This is a genomic window from Paracoccus sp. SJTW-4, from assembly GCF_047716885.1.
Classification (GTDB): domain Bacteria; phylum Pseudomonadota; class Alphaproteobacteria; order Rhodobacterales; family Rhodobacteraceae; genus Paracoccus; species Paracoccus solventivorans.
The window spans coordinates 797580-819851 of record NZ_CP136681.1; the positions used below are offsets into that span (position 1 = coordinate 797580).

Below are 22272 nucleotides of genomic sequence, written 5' to 3' on the forward strand. Positions count from 1 at the left end.
TCGTATACGACGATCCCCGGAGGGTATTTTCACCAGAAAGAAGCCCTCTGGTTCAGTGCGCGGCGCCGTGGCCGCTGTGATCGTCATTTCCGCCGGCGGGGGCGAAGTCGTTGTCCACCCGCAGCGCCACCGGCACCGTGCCGCAGGCGCCGAAGTCCAGCGTCAGCTCGAACTCGTCGCCCTGCGCCATCGGCGCCTTGGTGGCCATGAACATGACGTGATCGCCGCCCCGCTCCAGCGCGTGGGTGGTGCCGGCGGGGATGGTGATGCTGTCGACCTGCACCATCGACATCACGCCGTTTTCCTCGACATGGGTGTGCAGCTCGGCGCGGTCGGTGACCTGCGGGGCGCTGGCCGCGCCCAAGACGCAATCGGCGCTGCCATTGTTGGTGATCGACATGAAGGCGGCGCCGACCGAGGGGTTGGTCGAGCGGGCATAGGCGTTGGTCACGGTGATGTCCTGCGCCAGCACGGCCGCGGGCAGGATGGCCGCCAGCGCGGCCGCGATGAAGGAAGTGCGGTTCATGGGAAATCTCTTGTTCCTGATGTGGCAGTATCGTCGACTCAACCCAACGCCGGCGGCGGGCCGCGGGCCTGGGGGGCAGGACGATCCGCCGTGGCAGGAACGGAGGCGACGGCCAGCAGCGCTGCCTGCGGCGGCCCGGCGGGGCGCCGGGGCAGCACCGGCGGCAGGTCCAGCGCGGCGATCAGCGCCGTCGCCATGTCGGGGCAGTAATGGGCGTGGCTCTGGGGGGCCGGGTCGCCCGGCAGGGCGGCGCGGGTGACGACCACCACGGCGCTGCCGGTGCACAGCACGATCTCGGACCCGTGGCGCAGCTGCCCGCGCGCCATCCCCAGCGCAATGCTGGTCAGCAGCATCAGCAGGACGAGGGACAGGCGCAGCATCGGGATCATCGCCGGCAGTCTACGCCGTGAGAGGCCGGGGACCAAGGGGGTGCGTCCGGCAGCGGCGCCGGCGGGACAGGGGGACCGCCGGGCGCGCAACGCCCAAAGCCCCGCCGCTCGGGCAGGGCTTGCAGCATGGCATGGACAGAACGGGGGCGAATCGCAGCGGACCCTGTGGGCCATGGCGCCGCGACCCGCCCGCGGGCGGTCAGGCCTTGGCCAGGTCGCGCTTGATCTTCAGCGCGCGGGGCGACAGCTCATCGTCCTTGGCCTTGGCCAGGAACGCATCCAGCCCGCCGCGGTGGTCGACAGAGCGCAGCGCCGCGGCCGAGATGCGCAGCGAATAGGACTGCCCCAGCTTGTCCGACATCAGCGTGACATCGTTCAGGTTCGGCAGGAACCGGCGGCGGTTCTTGTTGTTGGCATGGCTGATGGTGTTGCCGGACATCGGCCCCTTGCCGGTCAGTTCGCAGACGCGCGACATGATCTTGATCCTTCGTTGCAGCGACCGGCCCCGCTGCGGCCGGTGCCGGAAATTGAAAGGGCGCTTGCCAAGGCAGCGCCCGGAAATCCGTTGTGCGTGGATAGGGTCGCCCGCGTCCTGCGTCAACCCCGAATCGCCGCGCCCCCCTGCGGCGGCCCGCAGGCTTGGCAATGGCGCCCCGGACCAATACCACACCGGCAACCGCCAGCCAGAGGGACCGACGATGCCCGAGACTCTTGCCGCCGCCCGTGATCCTGCCGCCGATCCCGCCGCAGAGCTTGCCGCCCGCGTGGCGGCGGGGGAACGCCGCGCGCTGGCCCGCGCGATCACGCTGATCGAAAGCACCCGGGCCGATCACCGCGAACAGGCGGTGGCGCTGCTGGCCGCCCTGCCCCGGCGGCAGGCGCTGCGCATCGGGCTGTCGGGCACGCCGGGGGTGGGCAAGTCCACCTTCATCGAGGCCTTCGGGCTGATGCTGACCGGGCTGGGGCTGCGGGTGGCGGTGCTGGCGGTCGATCCGTCCTCGGCGCGCTCGGGCGGCTCGATCCTGGGCGACAAGACGCGGATGGAGCAGCTGTCGCGCAATCCAAACGCCTATATCCGCCCCTCGCCCTCGCGCGCGGAACTGGGCGGCGTCGCCCGCCGCACCCGCGAGACCGTGCGGCTGTGCGAGGCCGCGGGCTTTGACGTGGTGCTGATCGAGACGGTGGGCGTCGGACAAAGCGAAACCCTTGTCGCCGAGATGAGCGACCTGTTCGTCCTGCTGCTGGCTCCCGCGGGCGGCGACGAATTGCAGGGCGTCAAGCGCGGGATCATGGAAATGGCCGACCTGATCCTGGTCAACAAGGCGGATGGAGAACTCAAGGCCACCGCCAACCGCACCGTCTCGGATTACGCGGGCGCGCTGCGGCTGCTGCGCAAGCGCCCGCAGGATCCCGAGGGGTTTCCCAAGGCGCTGCCAGTCTCGGCCGTCGAGGGCGGCGGGCTGTCGCGCGCCTGGGAGGAGATGCAGGCGCTGGCCCGATGGCGGCGCGAGACCAGCCATTTCGACCGCCACCGCGCCGAACAGGCACAAAGCTGGTTCCTGTCCGAGGTCCGCGCCGGGCTGCTCGCCCGGCTGGAGCGCGAACCCGCCGCATCGAAGCTGGCCACGCTCGGCGCGCAGGTGGCTGCCGGCCAGGCCGACCCGGTGGCCGCCGCCGCGGACATGCTCGACTTCCTCGGCTGACCTCTGCCCGGTCTTTGGTGCCCAAATATCCCGGGGGCGCGGGGGCTGGCCCCCGCCCTGACAGCCCGGAAATAAACGCCCGATCCGCGGCTGCGCGCCCGCGCGAATCGGATATGGTAAGGGTATGGACACGCTGCCCCTCACCCCCGATTCCGCCGCGCTTTACCAGGCGCTGATCCGCCGCGACCCGGCCTATGAGGGCCGCGCCTGGGTCGGCGTCGCCACCACCGGCATCTTCTGCCGCCTGACCTGCCCGGCGCGCAAACCCCGCCCGGAAAACTGCCGCTGGTTCGCCAGCCCCGCCGAGGCGCTGGCCGCGGGATTTCGCCCCTGCCGGCGCTGCCACCCGCTGGGCGCCGAGGCCGAGGGCGATGCGGTGCTGCGCCGGATGCTCGACGCGCTCGAGGCCGATCCCGGGCGGCGCTGGACCGAGGCCGATGTGGCCGCGCTGGGGCTGGACCCCTCGACGGTGCGCCGCGCCTTCAAGCGCCATTACGGGATGAGCTTTCTGGAACTCGCCCGGCAGATGCGGCTGCGCGAAGGCGCGCGGGCGCTGGCCGAGGGCGCGCCGGTGATCGCGGCGCAGCTGGACGCGGGATTTGACAGCGCCAGTGGCTTTCGCGACGCCTTCGCGCGGCTGTTCGGCCATCCGCCGGCGGCGATGGCGGGGGGCGCGCAGGGGCTGGTGGCGGAATGGCTCGACACGCCGCTGGGCGGGATGATCGCGGTGGCGGATGCGCATAGCCTGCATCTGCTCGAGTTCACCGACCGCAAGGGGCTGGCGGCCGAACTGCAGCGCCTCTCCAAGGCGGCGGGCGGGCGGATCGGGCTGGGCCGCACCAGCGTCACCGACGCGGCCGAGGCGCAGTTGCAGCGCTATTTCGCCGGCGAAAGCGGCGATTTCGAGCTGCAGCTGACCCTGCACGGCACCCAATTCCTGCGCCAGGTCTGGGAAGAGCTGCGCCGCATCCCCCCCGGCGCCACCGTCAGCTATGGCGAGCTTGCCGCCCGCATCGGGCGGCCCAGCGCGGTGCGGGCGGTGGCGCGGGCGGTGGGCTCGAACCAGATCGCCATCGTGGTGCCCTGTCACCGGGTGATCGGCGCCGACGGCAGCCTGACCGGCTATGCCGGCGGGCTGTGGCGCAAGCAGGCGCTGATCGCGATCGAGCGGAAGCTGGCGGCGGGCTGAGGCGCGCTTGCGTCGCGGCCGGAGCGGGCGCCAGCCCCGGCCACTTCCCTGGCCGTCCTCGCTGAAAACAGTCCACCGAATTGTTTTCCGCGCGGCAGGACCTGGGGTTTTGCACCCCCGGACCCCGAGGATATTTTCACAAGGAAGAACTCGGGCCCTTGCACCTTGCGGGCCGCTGGTCGAGACCACGGGGGTTTCTGGAAGGAGCCTTGCATGATCCGCCGGCGCGCGTTGCTGTCCTGGTTTGCACTTGCTGCCGCCGCTCCGGCAGGGGCGGCGCCGCTGCGGGAACCCGCGGCGGTGCCGGGCGGACTGGCGCTGCTGCTGGTGGAATCGCCGGGCTGCCCGTTCTGCGCGGCGTTCCGGCGCGAGGTTCTGCCGGGGTATGCGGCGCGGGCCGAGGGGCGGGCGGCGCCCGTCGTGCCGGTGCCGCTGGAAGGGCCGTGGCCCGACGGGCTGGCGCTGGCGGGCGCGCCTTATGCGACGCCGACCTTCATCCTGCTGCGCGACCGGGTCGAGGTCGGGCGCTTTCAGGGCTATGAATCGCCCTCATGGTTCTGGCGCGAGCTGGGGGCGCTTATGGCCGCGGCGGGCTGAGTGCCGCGGGGCTTTTGTCAAGCCGCCCGCTGGGTTAAGGGGGTGCCTGTATCCACCGGCGACACGGCGAAAGGACCCCCTCATGCACGACATCCGCGTGATCCGCGACGACCCGGCCGCGTTTGATGCCGCGCTTTCCCGGCGCGGGCTGGCGCCGCTGTCGCCTGAAATCCTGGCGCTGGACGCCGAGCGCCGCGCCCGCATCAACGCCGCCGAGACCGCACAGGCCGAGCAGAACCGCGCCAGCAAGGAGGTTGGCGCCGCCAAGGCGCGCGGCGACGAGGCGGCGTTCGAGGAACTGCGCACGCTGGTCGCCGCCAAGAAGGCCGAGGTCGCCGCCATGCAGGCCGAGGCCGAGGCGCTGGACGCCGAGTTGCGCGACCTGCTGATGACCATCCCGAACCTGCCGCTGGAGAGCGTGCCCGAGGGGGCGGACGAAAACGACAACCTGGAAATCCGCCGCTGGGGCGAGCCGCGGGCGCTGGACTTCACCCCCGTCGAGCATTTCGAGATCGCCGGTGTCCGCCCGGGCATGGATTTCGCCACCGCCGCCAAGCTGTCGGGGGCGCGTTTCGTCATGCTGACCGGCGCGGTGGCGCGCATCCACCGGGCGCTGGCGCAGTTCATGCTGGACCTGCATGTCGACCGCCACGGGCTGACCGAGGTCTGGGCGCCGGTCCTCGTGCTGCCCGCGATGATGGAGGGCACCGGCCAGCTGCCCAAGTTCGGCGAGGACAGCTATCAGACCCGCGAGGGCTGGTGGCTGATCCCGACCGCCGAGGTGACGCTGACCAACACCGTCCACGGCGATCTGGTCGAGCACGCCACCCTACCCCGCCGCATGGTCGCGCATTCGCAGTGCTTCCGCTCCGAAGCCGGGTCGGCGGGCCGCGACACCACCGGGATGCTGCGCCAGCACCAGTTCGAAAAGGTCGAGATGGTGTCGATCACCGACGCCGAGTCGGGGCTGGCCGAGCATGAGGCGATGACGCGGCGCGCCGAGGCCGTGCTCGAGGCGCTGGGGCTGCCCTATCGCACCATCGTGCTGTGCACCGGCGACATGGGGTTCGGCGCCCGCATCACCCATGATCTCGAGGTCTGGCTGCCCGGACAGAACCGCTACCGAGAGATTTCCAGCGTCAGCTATTGCGGCGATTTCCAGGCGCGGCGAATGAACGCCCGCTATCGGCCCGCGGGCGGCGGCAGGCCCGAGTTCGTGCACACGCTGAACGGCTCGGGGCTGGCGGTGGGGCGCACGCTGATCGCGGTGCTGGAAAACGGGCAGCAGGCGGACGGCTCGGTCGAGCTGCCGGCGGTGCTGAAGCCCTATCTGGGCGGCGCATCGCGGCTGACCGCCGGCGGAGAGCTTTCCTGACCCCGGGAAAACCATATGATGCCGGGATTGCGATGGACCCGGGCCCGGCACGGGGCGTTGCAGAGCCATGAACCGGAACCTGCAGGTGCTGATCGAGGTGGCGACGGCGGGCGGCTTTGCCGTCTCGGCCCTGCTGACGTCGTTGCGCACCCTGTCAGGCTGGGCGCCGGTCACCAGCACCCCCCTGTCCTTCGAGCGCACGCTGACGGGGCGGATGTCGCTGGGCGGCGGCGCGGGCGAGCTGTCGCTGCTGGGGCTGGTGGCGCAGCCGACCACGGCGATTCTGTGGGCGCTGCTGGCGGCGGTGCTGGCGGCGGTGGTGCTGCATCTGGCAGCCCGGCTGCGGGCGCGGCGGGCGGCGCCGCAGCCCCCGGCGATCGCGCTGGGGCTGGCGATGGCGGCGCTGTGGCCCTGGGTGATCGGCCCCGCGCCGCTGCCGGGGCTGGCGCTGGCCGCGGGTGCCTGCACCGCGCTGACGCTGGGGCTCGCCTGGCAATGCGATGCCGTGCAGGGACAGGCAGAGCCGATCCCGGGGGTCGAGATCCCGCGGGCGCCGGGGGCCTCGGCGCTGGCCTTCGTCGCGGGCTGGGTGGTGATGGCGGCGACCAGCGCGCTGGGGCTGGTGCTGTTCGACTTGGGGATGGGGCTGGAACGCGCGATCCTGCTGGGGCTGCTGGTGGCGGCGCTGGCCGCGGCCTGGGTGCAGCTGCGCCTGCCCCGGCTGGTGATGTTTTCTGCCGCCGCGATCTGGGCGATGATCGGCATCGCGGCCGCGACCGCCGGCACCAGCATCACCATCGCAACCGCCTGCGTGCTGGGTATTTCGGCGGTGGCGGTGGTGGTGGTGCGCACCACCACCTGAGCGGCCGCCCGGCGCGGAAACGCCGTCGCCAGCGCGGGGTTTCCTGATAGGATCACACAGGCAAGGATGGTCCGGGCGGCAACGGCCCGACGCAGCGCCGGAGGAGCCGATGTCCGTTGACGCGATTGCACCTGGGGATGCGCCGCAGGGGCGCCGCCTCGTCCCGCCCCTGCCCGGCACCGACCGGCAGCAGGCGTTCCTGCTGCAGCTGGGCGACGCCCATGCCGCGCTGCACGATCCCGCCGCGATCATGCAGACCAGCGCCCGGCTGCTGTGCGAGCATCTGGACGCGGACCGGACGCTGTATCTGGGCATCGAGGACGCGGACGGCGAGCGGCAGTGCCACGTCCGCGGCCAGTACAGCCGGCATTTCCCGCCGCTGCCCGAACGGTTCGACGACGATGCCAGCAGCCTCGGCTGGGTCAGCGCGCAGCTGCGGCTGGGCCGGCCGGTGGTGGTCGCCGACGCCGCCACCGACCGGCGGCTGGACACGGCGGTGCGCCGCGCCTGGCTGGCCACCGGGGTGCTGGCCCTTGTGGCGGTGCCGCTGCTGCGCAACGGCCGCGAGGTGGTGCATTTCGGCTGCCACCACCATTCGGCCCGGCGCTGGACCGACGCCGAGGTGGAGCTGATCGCCGAGGTGGCCGAGCGCACCCGCGCCGCCGTCGAGCGCGCCCGCGCCGAGACCGCCCTGCGCGCCAGCGAGGCCAAGTACCGCGCCATCGTCGATTCCATCAACGAGGGCATTGCCCTGATCGAGGCGGTGACCGACGGCGCCGGCGCGGTGTCGGACCTGGTGTTCCGCGAGGTGAACCCGGCCTTTGCCCGGCAGTTCGGCCTCGGCTCGGGCATCGGCGCGGCGGTCGGGCGCAGCATGGCCGAGCTGCTGCCCGATCTGGTCCCCGGCTGCATGGCCGCGTTCGCGCGCATCCGCCGCGACGGCACCGGCATCCGCCCCGGCCCGCCCCTGCACCTGCGCGGGCGCTGGTTCGAGGTCCATTTCGCCCCGGTCGGCGCCCGCGACTCCGGCTGGATCACCGTGGTGTGCAGCGACATCACCGAGCGGCGGCAGGCCGAGCACGAGCTGCGCCAGCGCGAGCAGCGCCACGAGTTCCTGCTGCGGCTGGCCGATGCGCTGCGGCCGGTGTCGGACCCGCAGGCGATGCAGGCGCTGGCGATGCAGGTGCTGGCCCGCCACCTGGGCGTCGCCCGCGCCGAATATTACGAGATCGACCCGTCGGGGCAGTTCGCCACCCTGCAGCGCGGCAATGCCGGCGAGCCGCCGCACCAGCTGCGCTTTCGGCTGGAGGATTTCGGCCCCGGCCCGCGGTGCGCCTATGCCGCCGGCCAGACCTATGTCTGCGCCGACACCGCCGCCCTGCCCGGCGACGACCCCGGCCGCGAGAGCTTTGCCGAGGTGCAGGCGCGCTCGGTCATCGGAGTGCCGATCATCAAGGACGGCATGTTCCGCGCGGTGATGAGCGTCATCCACACCGCCCCGCGCGACTGGTCGCCGCTGGACGTGGCGCTGGTCGAGGAAACCGCCGAGCGGGTCTGGGCCGCGGTGCAGCGCGCCCGCGCCGAAACCGCGCAGCAGGCCAGCGAGACCCGCTACCGCACCCTGTTCGACCGCATCGACGAAGGGGTAGCGATCTGCGCGGCGCTGCGCGACGGCGACGGGCGGGTGGTGGACGCGCGCTATGTCGAGCTGAACCCCGCCTATGAACGCCAGACCGGGCTGGACCGGGCCCGCGCCTTGGGCACGCTGGCCAGCGCGGTGTTCCCGCTGCACCATCCGACGCTGATGGCGATCGCCGACCGGGTGCTGCGCACCGGCCGCGCCGAGCGGGTCGAGGATCTCGTCCCCGACCTCGACCGCTGGTTCTCGCTGCGGGTGGCGCCGTTCGGGGGCGAGAACGGGTTCTCGGTGTTCTATGCCGACGTCACCGAGGCCCGCCGCGCCGCCGAAGAGCTGCGCGACCGCGAGGAACGGCTGCGCAGCTTTGGCGAGGCGTCCTCGGACGTGCTGTGGATCCGCAACGCGGGCACGCTGGCGCTGGAATATCTCAGCCCGGCCTCAGCGCGGATGTTCGGCCTGCCGCCGGACTGGGCCGCGCAGGGCAAGGGGCTGGACGACTGGCTGGAGCTGGTGGTCCCGCAGGACCGCGCCGCCGCCCGGCAGGCGTTCGAGAGAATCCGGCAGGGCGAGCACCTGACCTACGACCTGCGCATCCGCCGCCCCTCGGACGGGCGGGTGCGGCTGCTGCGCAATACCGATTTCCCGATCCGCGACCCGATGGGCCGGGTCACCCGCATCGGCGGCGTCTGCCACGACGGCACCGAAGAGCAGGAGACCGCCGAGCGGCTGGAGATCCTGGTCGCCGAGCTTCAGCACCGCACCCGCAACCTGCTGGGGGTGGTGCGCTCGGTCGCCGACCGGACCCTGGCCGGCAGCGCCTCGCTGGAGGAGTTCAGCGACCGCTTCCGCGACCGGCTGGGGGCGCTGGCCCGCGTGAACCGGCTGCTGTCGCGGCTGTCCGAGGGCGACCGCATCACCTTTGACGAGTTGCTGCGGGTGGAACTGGCGGCGCACGGGGTCTCGAACGGCTCGGACTATGGCGGGCGGCTGCGGCTGCACGGGCCCGAGGGGATCCGCCTGCGCTCGTCCATGGTGCAGCCGCTGGCGCTGGGGCTGCACGAGCTGGCCACCAACGCCCTGAAATACGGGGCGCTGTCGCTGCCCGAGGGGCGGCTGTCGGTCGAATGGCGGCTCGAGGATCGCGCGCCCGGCGAGGGCGAGGACGCGGGGGACGGGGATGGGGACTGCGAGCGCGTGCTGCGGGTCGAGTGGCGCGAAAGCGGGGTGGCGGTGCCCAGGCCCGACCGCGGGCCGGGACCGCGGCCGCGCAGCGGCTCGGGGCGCGAGCTGATCGAGCGGGCGCTGCCTTATCAGCTGAGGGCCGAGACCAGCTATGAGCTGACCCCGAACGGGGTTCATTGCACCATCGCCCTGCCGCTTCCCAGCAGCGCCGACAGCGACGGCCCCAGCGGCGGCTGGATCCGTGCCGCGCGGGGCTGACGCCGCGGGGCTGACGGCGGGCGCGCCCCTACATGAAGCGCGGCGCCGAGACCGTGCCCCGCCCCGGGGGACCGGCGCCGTCGGTGGCGCCCTTGCCGCGCCCCGCCTGGCGGCGATGGCAGCACAGCTCGGCGATCGCCTCGAGCAGGGCGGAAATCTCGAAGGGTTTCTGGAACACCGGCGCCTCGCGCCAGTCCGCCGGCAGCATGTCGCGGTCGTAGCCGGTGGCCAGCGCATAGGGGATCTCGCGCCTTGTCAGCGCCGCGATCACCGGCGTGACCGCGGCCCCGCGCAGGTTGGTGTCAAGGATCGCCGCATCCACATGCTCGCCCCGCTCCAGCGCGGCCAGCGCCGCCTCGACCGTGGCGAAGGGGCCGACCAGCCGCGCCCCGGCACGGCCCAGCGCCGAGGCAAGGTCGTCGGCCTGGAAGAATTCATCCTCGACCACCATGACCGCGCAATCCTGCAGCCTGCTGTCTGGTGCCCTGCCCATTCCGAATGGCCCCCGTATCCTGCGCCCGTGTCCTGCGCATGTCCTGCGCGCCGCTTTCTCGCGCCGTTCTCTTGCGCCGCGTCTGGCGGTGGCCGGCGTGCTGCGGCGGTCCTGCGGCGTGACGTCGCCACCATATGGGGAGGAAACCGCCTGCCGCAAGGATTCGGCCCCCGAGTGCCGCTGCGGCGTTTCCGGGTTTCGCGCTGCTGGCGGGCAAGCGCGAGGAGCCGCGGCGATCAGCCGCGCCGGGGGCGGATGGTGTCGCCGGGCAGAAAGGTCGGGGCCAGCGCGATGATGCCGTCCTCGGGGCGCGGGTCCTTGCCGGCGACGATGCGCGCCGCGCGCCGGCCGATGTCCAGCCGCCGCGCATCGGTGGTCGCCAGCCGCATCGGCAGCCCGTCCAGCAGGTCGACGCCGTTGAACCCGGCCAGCCCCAGCCGCCCGGGGATGTCGATCCCCTGCCCCAGCGCCCAGATCAGCCCGCCCGCCCCGATCAGGTCGTTGGAATAATACAGGAAATCCAGGTCCGGCTCGCGCGCGAGGATCCGCTCGGTCAGCTCGCGCCCCTTGGCCAGCGACGAGCCGCCCTGGTAATATTCGCGCGCCACCAGCGTCAGCCCGGCCTGCGCCAGCGCCCGTTCGAACCCGACCAGCCGCTTGCGGGCGCGGTGGTCCTCGGGCATGTGGGTGCCGATGAAGCCGATGCGGCGATAGCCCGCGGCCAGGATCTGCGCTGCCATCTCTTCGCCCGCGCGCTCGTGGCTGATGCCGACGGCGCAGTCGATCGGCTCGCCGTCGACATCCATGATCTCGACCACCGGCACCCCGGCATTGCCCAGCATCGCGCGCGAGGCGCGGCTGTGTTCCAGCCCGGCCAGGATCACCCCCGAGGGCCGCCAGCTGAGCATGTCGTAAAGCACGGTTTCCTCGCGCGCGGGGCCGTAGTTGGTCACCCCCACGACGGGTTGCAGCCCGGTGTCGTCGAGCTCGGCCGAGATCCCGCCCAGCACGTCGGGAAACACCAGGTTGGACAGCGACGGGATCACCACCGCCACCAGATTGACCCGCTGGCTGGCCAGCCCGCCGGCGATCTTGTTGGGCACATAGCCCAGCGTCCGCGCCGCGGTCAGCACCTTTTCGCGGGTGGCGGGCGAGACATCGCCGCGGTTGCGCAGCACCCGGCTGACGGTCATCTCGCTGACCCCCGAGGCAAGCGACACGTCGCGAAGGGTCAGCGGGCGACGGCGGGGTTCAGGGCTCATGCGGAAATCACCGGGTTGCGCGGCAGGGAATGGAATCGTGTTAGCGCACGACAAGATACCGGCGCAACCTTGCCACGCCCCCGCCACCCATGCGACAAGACCGCCAGCGACCCCGTGGCTCAACTGGATAGAGCAGCCCCCTCCTAAGGGGCAGGTTGGAGGTTCGAATCCTCTCGGGGTCGCCAGCTTGGAAAATCGGGGCGCGGCGCCTTCCGCATCGCGACCCTGCACCGCGCCAGCGTCAATCGCCGCCGTTCCCGCCGCGGTATTCTGCAAGCACCCGCCAGACCAGATCCTGCATCCATGCGGCCTGTGCCTGATCCGGGCCGGTGCGGGGGGGAATATTCGCCGGCAGGCCGCGGGGATCCTTGTTGTAGATCACCGCGAAATGCGCCAGGGCGATCAGGTAATTGCCCCTGTCGTTGAGATGGATGTCATCCGCAAACAGATCGGACAAAGAGCCCAGCCCCGGCGCCTTGCCAGCCAGAATATCGTCATGCGCCGCCGCCATGATCAATGGCCCGGGGATCATCGCCATTTGCGGCATCCCGTCGGCCAATCCTGCATTCACATGGCTTCGAATCTCTTCCCAACGGGCCATCTCGAGCGGCAACCGCTCACGGAAGGCAATATGCCCTTCCGGGTCGTTGTAGGGATTGGGGTGATCCGGCCCCGAGGTCATATCGACCCAGGTCGCAAACAGGATGCTGCGCGCCCCGGCACCGTCGCTGCCATGCCGCCAGGCATGTTCGGCCCAGCGCAGCGCCATCTCTGACGAGCGGTGATAGGGGGCGGTGTTGGCCAGCGATACCCGCTCGGTGATGACCAGAACGTCGAAATTGGCCATTACCTTGGGATCGCGAATATCGGGAGCGTCGCCCTCGGGCGCATGTTCCCAGCGCCATTCCATCGGGCTGCCGGGAATTGTCGACTTCACCAGCACTCCGCGACGAGATCCCTTGAGGCGGACGAAACTCTCCAGCGGCGGCATGATGCCATCGGTCAGGCTATGACCGGACTCGACGACGCGCAGGCTGAAATCATCCTTGTCCGCGGCCGGAATGCCACGGCCGGACGCAATCAGGAAAAGCCCCGATAATCCGGCACCGAAAAGCAGGCTTCTCCGATCCAATTCCGCCCCCGCCCAGATAATCGGCACTTTGACGGAGGGCATATTCCACGCCCATCACATCAGCCTAATGCATTTGCCCAGATTACCGCCGACGCGCGATCGTTTCAAGCCGAGGCACGCCCAGCGGCGCCGGGAATCGTCATTCCGATGGACCGCGCGCCGGTCCTGCCCTAATTTCCAGACCGGACCGCTCGGCCCGGGGGATCATGCCGGTGCCGGCACGGCGGAACGCCCAGCGGGCCACGGGGAACGACACAGGCAAGCGCAAGGCGGACATGCTGCGGATATTACGGCGATACGGCCTGTTTGCCGGAGGCTCGGCGCTTGGCGCCGTGGTCGATTACGTCGTGACCCTCGGCGCGGTCGGGCTGTTCGGCCTGTCCTCTGCGGTGGCGCTGGGGCTGGCGATGCTGGTCAGCGCCACCGGGGTGTTCTTCTGGCACGAGCACATCACCTTCGGCGCCGCGGGAACCCGCGGAAAATCGCGGCGCTACACCGCCTTCATGCTGTGGAGCGGGGTGGTGTTTGCGCTGCGCGCCGCGATGCTTCTGGGCTTCCAGACCCTCGGCCTGCCGCTGCCGGTTGCCCTGGCGGCGGCAATCGCAATCGCCTCGGTCATCAACTACATGCTGTCATCGCGGGCCATCTTCCGTCCGCGCTAGGGGCAGCGCCGGGTTCGCGGTCAGCCACATGATGTCGGGCGCCGCTTCATCCACCCGGGACAGTGGCATCCCGGGGGCCAGCCTGTCCTCGGGCCGGCGCCCGGCGGCGGGGCCCGACCAGCGGACGTCATCGACAAGGAACAGCGGCCGGCGCTTGGTCTCGTTGAAGATGCGGCCCAGATATTCGCCGATCACCCCCAGCGCGATCAGCTGCGCGCCGCCCAGCAGCAGGATGGTCAGGAACAGGGTCGGAAAGCCCTGCACCTCTTCGCCGAAGAAGATCGTGCGGAGGAAATAGAACGTGCCGGCCAGGAAGGCGACCAGCGCGATGGCGAATCCGAGATAGGCGGTCAGCCGCAGCGGCACGATGGTGAAGGAGGTGATGCCCTCGATGGACAGATTCACCAGCTGCCCGTAATTCCACTTGGACGAGCCCGCAAAGCGCGGCTTGCGCACGTAATCCACGGCGACCGCGGGAAAGCCGATCCAGGCGAACAGCCCCTTCATGAAGCGATGCGTTTCCGGCAGCCGCAGCAGCGCATCGACCGAGCGGCGGCTCATCAGCCGGAAGTCCCCGACGTTCTCGGGCAGCGGCACCGGCCCAAGGCGGCGCATCAGGCGATAGAAGACGCGCGCGGTCGCCCGCTTCAGCCAGTTGTCCCCCTGCCGCTCGATGCGCCGGCCATAAGCGATGTCGTAGCCGTCGCGATAGCGTTCGATGAACGCCGGGATCAGCTCGGGCGGGTCCTGAAGGTCGGCGTCGATCACCACCACCGCATCGCCCGAGGCGTGGCACAGGCCTGCGGTCAGGGCGATCTCTTTCCCGAAGTTCCGCGACAGGTTGACGATGGTGATGTTGCCCTCGCGCTCGGCAAGCCCATGCATCTCGGTCAGGGTGCCGTCGCTGCTGCCGTCATTGACAAAGACGATCTCGTAGCCCTGCCCGACCGGCCTCAGGACCTGGCCAAGGCGGCTCACGAACTCACCCAGCCCGCCCTCTTCGTTGAAACAGGGGCAGACGATCGAGAGCAGTTCCGGTGCGGGGCGTATTTCGGTCATGCCGACCTGCCTGTCTGCAACGCCGCGGCAGAGCGGACCGGATTGCGGCAGATGACCAGATAGATCGCCAGCAGCGCCAGCAGCGCCAGCTCGCGCGAGCGGGCAACGGCGCCGAGGTCGAGCCGTTCCCAGATCCTCTGCGGGAAGAACAGGATGCAGGCCAGAACCGCGATGATGGCAAGCAGGGTCCTTCGTCCCCGCGCCGCCCGCAGCAGCGGGTAGGTGATCACCGCCGCCGGCGCCAGATCGTAGTCATGCGCCATGAACAGCAGCGCCGAGATGATGAGGATAGCCGCGATCAGCCAGATATTCTCGTATCCCTCGCGCACAAGGTAAAGCAGGAACACGCTGGCTGCGGCCAGCGGCATCAGCGACGGCGTCTCGATTCCCGCCGACGCGAGGACGCTGCGCAGGCCGAACACATGCCGGAACGTCGCGGTGTTGAACTCGCTGTCCGAATATTCGCCCAGCGACCGGATCCACGCGATCCACGAGCCCTCGATCCCGGCCGCAATGATCGGCCAGGCGGTGGCGGCCAGCGTGGCCGCAGCGGCGGCCAGCAGCAGCGACCATCTGCGGTCGAGAAGGAACCAGAGGCCGACGAGCAGCGCCAGCTGCGGCTTGAAGGCGCTCAGGCCCAGAAGCACGCCCGCCAGGAGGTCCCGGCGCCGGTCGGCCAGCAGCCAGCAGCCCATCAGCAGCGCGGCTGCGACCAAGGTGGTCTGCCCCATCCACACCACATGGGCGGTAAAGGGATTGCCGATGACCACGGCCGAGGCAAAAAGGATATCCGCGCGCATCCGGGCCTGATCGGCCGCGTCGATCGCCCCCGCCTTCAACGCCCCATTGCAGAGGAACAGGACCAGAAACAGGATCGAGGCAATATTCAACACCCCCATCGCCATTCTGGCATAGTCGAGATCGCCGATCGACAGCAACATCGCGAGCGGTGCCGAGTTCGGCGGATAGGCGAAGATTTCGGAATCGAAATCGGCAATCGACTTCATATGAGCCTTGAAGTCGGCAGCGTCATAGGGGTTTCGCAGATTGTCCCACATTTCGCCGGCGACATGAATGTAGCGCATGTCGAAACCGTAGACGCCACCCCCGCGGCCGATGCCCAGAAAGCCGAAAGCGACCAGCGCCGCCACGGCCAGGACCAGCAGCCCGGCCGCCATCGCGAAACGCCCCGAGAAGTTCTGCCCGACCCTGACAAATGCCATCCCTCGGTCCCCTGCAAATCTATCGACATCCGGTCACGGGTCTCGTGCAGAACTTCCTGCCTGTTTAACACGGAACCCCCCGTCGCTCCAAGAATATTGAGCAAGCCTCGGCCTTGGTCTTTAGGACAGGAAAAGACGCCAGCGGGGCGAAATGAGACCATGCCGCGCCGGCATATCGGCAGGTAATCGACCTCGATCCCGCGATGGCGAAAGTTCTGCACGGCGGCTTCGCCCAGCGCCTCGGAAACCGAAACCTCGGGTGCCGGGTGATGCGCCTCAATGGACAGGGCGCAACCGCGCGCGCCTGCCTTCTCTTCTGTCTGAAAATATCCCGGGGGTCCGGGGGCAGCGCCCCCGGCTTCGTCACGCCGGCGCGCGCAGTTCCGCCCGATACGGCGCCGGACTTTCCGCAGCATGTCTGGCCTCCGGCGCTTGCTGCCTCTATAGCAGGCGGCATGTCCGATATCCTGCCTCCATGCCCCGAATGCGCCTCGACCTACACCTACCAGGTGGATGCCCTGCTGAACTGCCCCCAGTGCGGCCACGAATGGCAGCCGGGGACGGTCGACGAGGCGCCCGAGGTGCGGGACAGCGTCGGCAACGTCCTGCGTGACGGCGACACGGTGACGGTGATCAAGGATCTGAAGGTCAAGGGCTCGTCCTCGGTCGTCAAGGTCGGCACCAAGGTCCGCGGCATCCGGCTGGTGGACGGCGACCACGATATCGACTGCAAGATCCCGGGAATCGGGCAGATGGGCCTAAAATCGCAATTCGTGAAGAAGGTCGCGGATTAGGGCATCGCACCGGACCCGCAGCAGGAGCATCGCATGACCGCAATCGCCTTGGGGCTGGACAGTTTCGGCGACGTGAACCTCGGCGCGGATGGGCAGCCGGTGCCGATGCAGCAGGTGCTGCGCGACGTGGTGGAACAGGCGGTGCTGGCCGACGGGCTGGGCATCGACTTCATCGGGCTGGGCGAGCATCACCGCCCCGATTTCGCCATCTCGGCGCCGGAAATCCTGCTGGCGGCGATCGCGGGGCGGACCTCGCGCATCCGGCTGGGCACGGCGGTGACGGTACTGTCCACCGACGACCCGGTGCGGGTGTTCGAGCGGTTCTCGACGCTGAATGCGGTCTCCTCCGGTCGGGCAGAACCCATTCTCGGGCGCGGGTCCTTCACCGAAAGCTACGGGCTGTTCGGCTTTGACCTGCAGGATTACGAGGCGTTGTTCGAGGAACGGCTGGAGCTGTTCGCCCGGCTTCTGCGCGAAGATCGCGTGACCTGGCAGGGGCGCACCCGCGCGCCACTGGTGGATGCCGCGGTCTATCCGTCGCTGGGGCCCGAGGGGATGCGGGTCTGGGTCGGCGTCGGCGGCTCGCCGCAATCCGTGCTGCGGGTCGTGCGCCACGATCTGCAACTGATGCTGGCGATCATCGGCGGCGAGCCGGCGCGGTTCCGCCCCTTTGTCGATCTGTATCACGACGCCTGCGCCCGGCTTGGCCGCACGCCGCGCCCGATCGGGATGCACTCGCCCGGCTTCGTCGGCGCCAGCGATGAGGCCGCGCGCGAGGCGTTCTGGCCGCATTACCGCGACTTCACCAACCGCCTCGGCCGGGAACGCGGCTGGCCCGCGGTCACCCGCGACCGCTATCTGGCCGAGATCGAGCACGGCTCGCTTTACGTCGGCAGCCCGCAGACGGTGGCGCGCAAGATCGCCGCCAGTGTGCGCGCGCTGGGGGTGGCGCAGTTCGACCTGAAATACGCCACCGGCCCGATGCCGCACGACCAGCTGATGTCCTGCATCCAGCTGTACGGGCAAGAGGTGATCCCGATGGTGCGCGAGCTGCTGGCCGAGGGGTAATCCCTCAACCCCTTGACTTTTGCGGCCGGATCGCCATCTTGGCCCGGTCGCCACCCGCTGCCGCGTGAGCAGCCGCGGAAACGCCGTTTCCGTCAGGGTCCGACAATCGACTGGTTCCCCATTTCACGCAGGGTTGCCGGCGGGTTTCGTATCTGACCCGCGACCCTTGCCCTGCCGCCGGCGCTGCCCGCGGCCCATGTCGCTGCGTTTCCGATACGGGGAATCGCGGCACGGAAAACCAGAATGAACGAACATATCCGCAATTCCCGCCCCGATAGCTCGCGTCCCTCGGGCAACCGCAAGCCGCAGGGCGGCAGCCGCTTCCGCGACGAGGACGGCCCGGCGGGCGGCAAGCCGCGCTCGGCCGGGTTCGACGCCCGCCGCGGCCCCGGCCGCGCCAAGAAGGCCCGCGCCGAGGCCGAGCCCTTTGTCCGCCGCGCCATTCCCGATATCGACACCGCCTTTACCCGCATGGGCATCGACGCCCGCGTGGCGATCAACCTGCCGCCGCTGGGGCTGAACGAGCCGACGCCGATCCAGGCGCAGGCGATTCCGTCCATCGTGGCGGGGCGCGACCTGCTGGGGCTGGCACAGACCGGCACCGGCAAGACCGCGGCCTTCAGCCTGCCGATGCTGACCCGGCTGCTGGTCGCCGGCAAGCGCCCCGAGCCGGGCACCTGCCGCGCCCTGATCCTGGCGCCGACCCGCGAACTGGCGACGCAGATCGCCCAGAACGTCGAGGCCTTCGCCCAGGGCACCGGGCTGCGCGCCTTTCGCGTGGTCGGCGGCGCCTCGATCAACGTGCAGATCGACCGGCTGTCGCGCGGCGTCGACGTGCTGATCGCCACCCCCGGCCGCCTGATCGACCTGATCGAGCGCAAGGCCATCCGTTTCGACGACACCAGCTATCTGGTGCTGGACGAGGCCGACCAGATGCTGGACATCGGCTTCATCCACGCGCTGCGCCGCATCGCCAAGCTGCTGCCCCGCAACCGCCAGACGCTGCTGTTTTCCGCCACCATGCCCAAGCTGATGGAGGAGCTGGCCGACAGCTACCTGACCGATCCGGTGCGGGTCGAAGCGAACCCTCCGGGCCGCCCCGCCGAGAAGATCGCGCAAGGCGTGCATTTCGTGAACCAGGGCGACAAGGCCACGCTGCTGGCCGAGTATCTGGCCAAGCACCCGGGCGAGCTGGCGATCGTCTTTGGCCGCACCAAGCACGGGTCGGAAAAACTGTCTAAATTGCTGGAGAAATGGGGCTTCAAGGTCGCCGCCATCCACGGCAACAAGAGCCAGGGGCAGCGGGAACGGGCGCTGGCCTCGTTCCGGTCCGAGGATACGCAGGTGCTGGTCGCCACCGACGTGGCGGCGCGCGGCATCGACATTCCGCAGGTCGCGCATGTCTATAACTACGACCTGCCGAACGTGCCGGAAAACTATGTCCACCGCATCGGCCGCACCGCCCGCGCCGGCCGCGACGGCCGCGCCGTGGCCTTTTGCGCGCCCGCCGAACTGGGCGAGCTGCGGGCCATCGAAAAGACCATCAAGACCGCGATCCCGGTGATCGGGGGCGAGGTTCCGGCGGGGGCTCCTGCCCCCTCTGCCCGCCCGTCCCGCGGGGCGGCGCCTGCTGCGGCGCGCAAGCGCCCGGCCCGGCGGCCCTCGCGCGCGCCGAGGGCGTCTCAGGGCTAGGTTGCATCCGGGGGCTACGCGCCCCCGGGCCACTGCCGTGGCCTTCCTCGCTGAAAACGGTCCACCGGACCGTTTTCCGGGCGCCCGGAAGCCCGCGGGATATTTCTGCAAGGAAGAACGAACGCGCGCAGTTTCTCTGCGCGCGTTCAGCGAATCTTTACCTGTGCCGGTGCAGGCTGTGCGGGAGGACGGCGTTGCGAGATGGCGCCGGCTCGGTTAACCCTGTCGCCAAACAGGCAAAGGACCACTCATGCGCACGCTTCTGTCCCGTGTTCTGGCCGGTCTCTCGGCGGCGCTGGCGCTGCTGCTGGCGATTCCCGCCGCGGCACAGGGGTTCGACACCTCGGCCCGCGCCGCCTGGGTCTATGACATGACCACCGGCACCGTGCTGCTGGAAAAGAACGCGCATGAGGCCCTGCCCCCGGCCTCGATGTCCAAGCTGATGACCATCTACATGGTGTTCGAAGCGCTGCGGCAAGGCCGCATCAGTCTGGACACCACCATGCCGGTCTCGACCAAGGCGCGGCAGATGGGCGGCTCGACCATGTTCCTGAACGAACAGGACCGTCCCACGGTGGACGAGCTGATCAAGGGCGTGATCGTGCTGTCGGGCAACGACGCCTGCGTGGTGCTGGCCGAAGGCTTGGCCGGCAGCGAGGAAGAGTTCACCCGCCAGATGAACGCCCGCGCCCGCGAACTGGGGCTGAACGACACAAGGCTGGTGAACGCCTCGGGGTGGCCGGCGCCGGGCCATGTCATGTCCGCGGCCGATCTCGGCCTGCTGGCCGAGCGGCTGATCCGCGATTTCCCCCAGCTTTACACGAATTTCGCGCTCAAGACCTTTGAATACGACAACCGCGCGCCGGCCAATATCCACAACCGCAACCCGATCCTCGGGATGGGGCTGGGGGCCGACGGGCTCAAGACCGGGCACACGCAAGAGGCGGGCTACGGGCTGGTCGGCTCGGCGGTGCAGAACGGGCGGCGGGTGATCTTCGTGCTGAACGGGCTGGGCTCGGAACGGGCGCGGGCCGAGGAATCCGAACGGATCGTCAACTGGGCCTTTGGCCAGTTCACCATGCAGACCGTGATCCCCAAGGGCGAGACGGTGGCCTGGGCGCCGGTCTGGCTGGGCGAATCGCGGCGGGTGGCGCTGACCACCGACGACGGGGTGAACGTGCTGATCCCCGCGGGCGCGGCCTCCGGCGTCACCGCCGAAGCGGTATTCGACAGCCCGGTCGAGGCCCCCATCGCCGCCGGCCAGCGGCTGGGAGAGCTGGTGATCTCGGTCCCCGGCTCGGTCGAATCGCGGCTGGCGCTGTTTGCGGCCACGGATGTGGCGCGGGCCGGTTTCATGGGGCGGTTGCAGAACGCGGCGTTGCGGCTGGGGCAGCGGGCGATGGCCGCGGTCCGCGGCTGACCGGCGGCGGCGTGTTCATCAGCTTCGAAGGCATCGACGGGTCGGGAAAATCCACCCAGGCGCGGCTGCTGGCCGAGGCGCTGCGGGCAGAGGGGCACGAGGTCGTGCTGACCCGCGAGCCCGGCGGCTCGGCCGGCGCCGAGGACATCCGCCGGCTGCTGGTCGAGGGGCCGCCCGACCGCTGGTCACCGGAAACCGAGCTTTTGCTGTTCACCGCCGCCCGCCGCGACCATCTGGAACGCCTGATCCGCCCGGCGCTCGACCGCGGCGCCTGGGTGGTGAGCGACCGTTTCGCCGATTCGACCCGGGTCTATCAGGGCGCGGCGCGCGGCGATGATCCGGCCGAACAGGCGCGGTTCGCCGAACTGGTCGAGGTACTGCACCGGCTGGTGATCGGGGTCGAGCCCGACCGGACCCTGGTCATCGACCTCGACCCCGCCGAGGCGCTGGCCCGGGCCACCGGCCGGGCCGAAGGACAAGCCACGCCACAGGCCGAGGACCGCTATGAATCCATGGGGCTGGGCTTTCAGCAACGCCTGCGCGCGGGGTTCCGCGACCTTGCCCGCCGCCACCCCGCACGGGTGCAGCTGATCGACGGGCGCGGCGATGCGGGTGTCGTTGCCGCCCGCGTGCGCGAGGCGCTGGCCGCGCCATGACCGAGGATATCCCCGTCGAATCCGACCGCGTTCCCGGCGCCCCCCACCCGCGCGAGACCGCCATTCTGGTCGGCCAGGATGCCGCCATCGCGCAGTTCCACGCCGCCGCCACCTCGGGGCGGCTGCACCACGGCTGGCTGATCACCGGCCCGCGCGGCACCGGCAAGGCGACGCTCGCCTGGCGCATTGCCCGCTGGCTGCTGGCGGACGCCGACAGCCCCGACCTGTCGGTGCCGCCGGACCACCCCGTCGCCCGCCGGCTGCTGGCCCTGTCCGAGCCGCGGCTGCATCTCGTCCGCCGAAGCCTTGACGACAAGGGCCGGCTGCGAGGGGAGATCGTCGTCGACGACATGCGCCGGCTGCTGTCGTTCTTTCAGCTTTCAGCGGTCGAGGGCGGGCGCCGCGTCGCCATCATCGACGCCGCCGACGACATGAACCCCAACGCCGCCAACGCCCTGCTCAAGCTGCTGGAGGAACCGCCGCGCGACGCGCTGCTGCTGCTGGTCGCGCATCGGCCGGCGCGGCTGCTGCCCACCATCCGCTCGCGCTGCCGCGAGCTGCGGCTGGCGCCGCTGTCGCCCGAGGACATGGCGCGGGCGCTCGCGCCGCTGCAGGTGCCGGGCGACGCGGCGCGGCTGGCGGCGCTGTCGGGCGGCTCGGTGGGCGAGGCGCTGCGGCTGGCCGGGCAGGACGGGCTCGACCGCTATGCGCAGCTGGTGGCGCTGTTTTCGCGCCATCCCGACATGGACCGCCACGCCGCGGCGGCGTTCGCGCAGGCCGCCGCCGGACGGCCGGGGGCCGAAGGCGACCCCTTCGACCTGACCATGACCCTGATCGAACTGTTCCTGGCCCGTGCCGCCCGCAGCGGCCTGCTGGGCCCGCCCCTGCCCGAGGCCGCGCCGCAGGAATCCGCCACCCTCGCCCGCATATCCCCCGACGACCGTGCCGCCCGGCACTGGGCCGCCGCGCTGGCCGAACTGTCGGCGCGCGCCCGCGCCGGTCGGGCGGTCAACCTTGACCCTGCGGCGCTGGTGATGGATATGCTTCTGACCCTTGCGCAAGGCCGCGCCGACACGCCCGGCCGAGGATGA

The 22272-nt window shown here is 70.5% G+C and carries 21 protein-coding genes and 1 tRNA gene; 14 read left to right on the forward strand and 8 right to left on the reverse strand.

Annotation, left to right across the window (positions count from 1 at the left end):
* Positions 1-52: 52 nt before the first annotated feature.
* The 3 genes from RSP45_RS03970 to rpmB form a co-directional block, all read right to left on the reverse strand.
* Positions 53-526, reverse strand: coding sequence for a copper chaperone PCu(A)C (locus RSP45_RS03970; RefSeq protein WP_415393296.1), 474 nt, complete (start codon positions 524-526; stop codon positions 53-55).
* Between the two features lie 38 nt (positions 527-564).
* Entirely contained in the window at positions 565-906 is a 342-nt protein-coding gene (locus tag RSP45_RS03975) for a hypothetical protein (protein WP_415393297.1), read from the reverse strand.
* Between the two features lie 208 nt (positions 907-1114).
* Positions 1115-1390 (reverse strand): 50S ribosomal protein L28, encoded by a 276-nt coding sequence (gene rpmB, locus RSP45_RS03980; RefSeq protein WP_073063571.1) that lies wholly within the window; start codon positions 1388-1390, stop codon positions 1115-1117.
* Positions 1391-1613: 223 nt separating this feature from the next.
* Here rpmB and meaB point away from each other — a divergent pair, with 223 nt between their 5' ends.
* From meaB to RSP45_RS04010, 6 genes are all read left to right on the forward strand, one after another.
* Positions 1614-2618: a methylmalonyl Co-A mutase-associated GTPase MeaB gene (meaB, locus tag RSP45_RS03985; protein WP_415393298.1), complete on the forward strand. Its 1005-nt coding sequence runs from the start codon at positions 1614-1616 to the stop codon at positions 2616-2618.
* Between the two features lie 124 nt (positions 2619-2742).
* Complete coding sequence (locus RSP45_RS03990) at positions 2743-3807, forward strand: bifunctional transcriptional activator/DNA repair enzyme AdaA (RefSeq protein ID WP_415393299.1); 1065 nt, start codon at positions 2743-2745, stop codon at positions 3805-3807.
* Positions 3808-4020: 213 nt separating this feature from the next.
* On the forward strand, positions 4021-4404 hold the full coding sequence (locus RSP45_RS03995) for a SoxS protein (protein WP_415393300.1): 384 nt from the start codon (positions 4021-4023) through the stop codon (positions 4402-4404).
* A gap of 82 nt (positions 4405-4486) precedes the next feature.
* The gene (serS, locus tag RSP45_RS04000) at positions 4487-5779 is read left to right on the forward strand and encodes a serine--tRNA ligase (RefSeq protein ID WP_415393301.1); all 1293 of its coding nucleotides are present in this window, start codon (positions 4487-4489) and stop codon (positions 5777-5779) included.
* 67 nt (positions 5780-5846) lie between these two features.
* Positions 5847-6641 carry a hypothetical protein gene (locus RSP45_RS04005; protein ID WP_415393302.1) on the forward strand — a complete coding sequence of 265 codons (795 nt, stop codon included), beginning with the start codon at positions 5847-5849 and terminating at the stop codon, positions 6639-6641.
* A gap of 109 nt (positions 6642-6750) precedes the next feature.
* Positions 6751-9720: a PAS domain S-box protein gene (locus tag RSP45_RS04010; protein ID WP_415393303.1), complete on the forward strand. Its 2970-nt coding sequence runs from the start codon at positions 6751-6753 to the stop codon at positions 9718-9720.
* Between the two features lie 28 nt (positions 9721-9748).
* On the opposite strand, the gene RSP45_RS04015 is transcribed toward RSP45_RS04010, so the two are convergent.
* Both RSP45_RS04015 and RSP45_RS04020 read right to left on the reverse strand, forming a co-directional pair.
* The gene (locus RSP45_RS04015; protein ID WP_415393304.1) at positions 9749-10213 is read right to left on the reverse strand and encodes a response regulator; all 465 of its coding nucleotides are present in this window, start codon (positions 10211-10213) and stop codon (positions 9749-9751) included.
* Positions 10214-10449: 236 nt separating this feature from the next.
* Positions 10450-11475, reverse strand: a complete 1026-nt coding sequence (locus RSP45_RS04020; RefSeq protein WP_415393305.1) for a LacI family DNA-binding transcriptional regulator — start codon at positions 11473-11475, stop codon at positions 10450-10452.
* Between the two features lie 108 nt (positions 11476-11583).
* Between RSP45_RS04020 and RSP45_RS04025 the strand changes: the two genes are divergently transcribed.
* Positions 11584-11660, forward strand: a tRNA-Arg gene (locus RSP45_RS04025).
* A 56-nt stretch (positions 11661-11716) separates the two neighbouring features.
* On the opposite strand, the gene RSP45_RS04030 is transcribed toward RSP45_RS04025, so the two are convergent.
* The gene (locus RSP45_RS04030) at positions 11717-12649 is read right to left on the reverse strand and encodes a hypothetical protein (protein ID WP_415393306.1); all 933 of its coding nucleotides are present in this window, start codon (positions 12647-12649) and stop codon (positions 11717-11719) included.
* A gap of 233 nt (positions 12650-12882) precedes the next feature.
* Here RSP45_RS04030 and RSP45_RS04035 point away from each other — a divergent pair, with 233 nt between their 5' ends.
* A complete protein-coding gene (locus RSP45_RS04035; RefSeq protein ID WP_415393307.1) occupies positions 12883-13269 on the forward strand; it encodes a GtrA family protein in 387 nt (128 codons plus the stop codon).
* Here RSP45_RS04035 and RSP45_RS04040 read toward each other — a convergent pair.
* Together RSP45_RS04040 and RSP45_RS04045 are read right to left on the reverse strand one after the other, a co-directional pair.
* Positions 13240-14328 carry a glycosyltransferase family 2 protein gene (locus tag RSP45_RS04040; protein ID WP_415393308.1) on the reverse strand — a complete coding sequence of 363 codons (1089 nt, stop codon included), beginning with the start codon at positions 14326-14328 and terminating at the stop codon, positions 13240-13242. The two genes, RSP45_RS04035 and RSP45_RS04040, sit on opposite strands and share 30 nt — an antisense overlap.
* A complete protein-coding gene (locus RSP45_RS04045; RefSeq protein WP_415393309.1) occupies positions 14325-15479 on the reverse strand; it encodes a glycosyltransferase family 87 protein in 1155 nt (384 codons plus the stop codon). Before RSP45_RS04045 ends, RSP45_RS04040 begins: the two co-directional genes overlap by 4 nt.
* 527 nt (positions 15480-16006) lie before the next feature.
* Between RSP45_RS04045 and RSP45_RS04050 the strand changes: the two genes are divergently transcribed.
* The 6 genes from RSP45_RS04050 (at position 16007) to RSP45_RS04075 (ending at position 22272) form a co-directional block, all read left to right on the forward strand.
* Complete coding sequence (locus tag RSP45_RS04050) at positions 16007-16345, forward strand: zinc ribbon domain-containing protein YjdM (RefSeq protein WP_415393310.1); 339 nt, start codon at positions 16007-16009, stop codon at positions 16343-16345.
* A gap of 33 nt (positions 16346-16378) precedes the next feature.
* Positions 16379-17413, forward strand: coding sequence for an LLM class flavin-dependent oxidoreductase (locus RSP45_RS04055; protein ID WP_415393311.1), 1035 nt, complete (start codon positions 16379-16381; stop codon positions 17411-17413).
* Between the two features lie 471 nt (positions 17414-17884).
* Positions 17885-19105 carry a DEAD/DEAH box helicase gene (locus RSP45_RS04060; protein ID WP_415393990.1) on the forward strand — a complete coding sequence of 407 codons (1221 nt, stop codon included), beginning with the start codon at positions 17885-17887 and terminating at the stop codon, positions 19103-19105.
* A 250-nt stretch (positions 19106-19355) separates the two neighbouring features.
* Positions 19356-20525 (forward strand): D-alanyl-D-alanine carboxypeptidase family protein, encoded by a 1170-nt coding sequence (locus RSP45_RS04065; RefSeq protein ID WP_415393312.1) that lies wholly within the window; start codon positions 19356-19358, stop codon positions 20523-20525.
* 11 nt (positions 20526-20536) lie between these two features.
* Complete coding sequence (tmk, locus tag RSP45_RS04070) at positions 20537-21181, forward strand: dTMP kinase (protein ID WP_415393313.1); 645 nt, start codon at positions 20537-20539, stop codon at positions 21179-21181.
* The gene (locus tag RSP45_RS04075; RefSeq protein WP_415393314.1) at positions 21178-22272 is read left to right on the forward strand and encodes a DNA polymerase III subunit delta'; all 1095 of its coding nucleotides are present in this window, start codon (positions 21178-21180) and stop codon (positions 22270-22272) included. Before tmk ends, RSP45_RS04075 begins: the two co-directional genes overlap by 4 nt.